Raw genomic sequence first — 2,457 nt, 5'->3', positions numbered from 1 at the left:
TGTGAACCGGCATGCAAGATTGACCCCAGTATTGGGGTAATCGGCGTCCAAAAGTGACCCCCCTGATATTTCTGATTTGATGCTTTCTCAGTTGCATGAGGGAGCGCGATGGAGATGTTGGTTGTGGAGACGATTGCGAAGATCAGACGGGCGTATTTCATCCAAGGGAAGTCGATCAAGCAGATTTGCCGGGAACTGCACGTGTCGCGGAACACGGTGCGCAAAGTGGTCCGGTCCGGAGCAACCGAGTTCAGCTATGGCCGCTCCACCCAGCCGCGCCCCAAGATCGATCCGTGGCGGTCCGATCTGGATGAGATGCTGGCCGAGAATGACCGGCAGCCCAAGCGGCAATGCCTGACGGTGGTTCGGATTTACGAAGAGTTGCGCAACCGGGGTTATGACGGCAGCTATGATGCAGTTCGACGTTATGCGGCCAGTTGGTCGAAGGCGACACGGGAAGCCTCGGCGGCGGCCTATGTGCCGCTGAGCTTCGATCCCGGCGAGGCCTATCAGTTCGACTGGAGCCATGAGATCGTCTTGATCGATGGCGTGACCACGACGGTAAAGGTCGCCCATGTGCGCCTGTGTCACAGCCGAATGCCGTATTTCCGAGCCTATCCGCGCGAGACGCAGGAGATGGTGTTCGACGCCCATGATAAGGCGTTTGCCTTCTTTGGCGGGGCGTGCTCGCGCGGGATTTACGACAATATGAAGACCGCCGTTGATGCGATCTTCGTTGGCAAGGATCGCGCCTATAACCGGCGTTTCCAGCAGATGTGCGGGCACTACTTGGTCGATCCGCCGTCCATTGGGCTTGAACCAATGGCGCCTCAATGAACGGCCCTGCACCCCGGCCTCGGGTTGGGAGAAAGGCCAAGTCGAGAACCAGGTGGGTGTGATCCGGCGGCGCTTCTTCGTGCCGCGACCGAAGTTCAAATCCTATGCCGAGTTGAACGCCTGGCTGGAGGATCGCTGCCTGGCCTATGCCAAGGCGAACAAACATCCGGAGTTGCGCGACAAGACGATCTGGGGGATGTTCGAAGAGGAACGCCCAAGCCTTGTGCCTTACGTCGGCCCTTTCGATGGATTCCATGCCATTCCCGCATCGGTGTCCAAGACCTGCCTCGTGCGGTTCGACAAGAACCGATACTCGGTCGACGCCCGCGCCGTGGGGCGGCCGGTCGAGAATGAGCCATTGGAACGCCATTGGTTCGAGAGACAATGGCGAATGCATATGCTGACCGGCTGGAATGTTGGCAGGACGGCCGGATCGTCGGCAGCCATACTCGGGCTTTCGGGCGGGACAAAACCGTCTTCGATCCCTTGCATTACATCCCCGTTCTGGCGCGCAAGCCCGGCGCCCTGCGCAACGGCGCGCCCTTCAAGGAATGGGACTTGCCTCTCTCGATCCATCGCGTGTGGCGCAAACTTGAACGCCAACCCGGCGGCGACCGGCAGATGGTCGACATCCTGAGCGCGGTGCTGACTGACGGGGTCGAGGCAGTCGAAGCCGCCTGTGCCGAGGCTCTGTCCCACAACGTTTATTCCGCCGGTGTCGTGCTGAACATCCTGGCCCGGCGTCACGCCAGAGGCGTGCTTCCAGCACGACGAGCCGCCACCGCCCCTGACCATCACCACACCGGATGCACTGAAGCTGGCCTGCGAGCCCGTTGCCGACTGTAACCGATATGACAGCTTGAGGAGACAAACAGATGGAACGATCCGACGTAATCGATGCGTCACGCCAAGGGCGTGCCACATTCCATTGGCGTGCCATCGGCACGACGGGAACGCTGCAGCTCTACGGAATGAGGGCCGCCTATGACGAGGTGCTGACCACCGCCGTCAAACGCCAGCATGAACCCCAGCAGATCATTGGCGATCTGCTCACCGCCGAGATACGCGAGAAGCAAGCGCGGTCGGTCAAATACCAAATGACCATCGCCAAGTTACCCTTGGCCAAGGAGCTGGAAGAGTTCGACTTCGAGACCGCCGAGGTGAATGAGACCTTGATCCGAGATCTGGCTTCCGGCGACTTCCTGGATCACCAGCGCAACCTCGTCCTGATCGGCGGCACAGGCACCGGCAAGACCCATCTCGCCGTCAGTATTGCGCGAGCCTGCATCCGGGCTGGTCGCCGCGGCAGGTTCTTCAATGTGGTAGACTTGGTGAATAAGCTGGACGCCGAAGCCCGCGCAGAACGCCAAGGACGAACCGCCGATCTCATCTCCCGCCTCGACTTGTTCGCCATCGGTCTCGAACGCATGGCGACGCGATGTCTCACTCCTCGACGAGCTCGGCTATCTGCCCTTCGCCCAGACCGGCGGTCAGCTCCTGTTCCACCTGATCAGCAAGCTCTATGAAAGCACCTCGATCATCGTCACAACTAACCTAGCTTTCGGCGAATGGCCCAGCGTCTTCGGCGATGCCAAGATGACAACCGCGCTGCTCGACAGG

At 60.3% G+C, this 2,457-nt stretch carries 2 pseudogenes; both read left to right on the top strand.

The features are described from left to right. Positions 1-114: 114 nt before the first annotated feature. Positions 115-1,825: pseudogene (istA, locus tag AQS8620_RS16700) on the top strand (IS21 family transposase). Further along, positions 1,809-2,457: pseudogene (istB, locus tag AQS8620_RS16695) on the top strand (IS21-like element helper ATPase IstB); the annotation flags it as partial. The pseudogenes istA and istB, both read left to right, overlap by 17 nt.

It is taken from the genome of Aquimixticola soesokkakensis (assembly GCF_900172375.1).
Taxonomy (GTDB): domain Bacteria; phylum Pseudomonadota; class Alphaproteobacteria; order Rhodobacterales; family Rhodobacteraceae; genus Aquimixticola; species Aquimixticola soesokkakensis.
The sequence above is the reverse complement of the archived record's forward strand: the minus strand, read 5'-3'. Positions and strand labels throughout refer to the sequence as shown.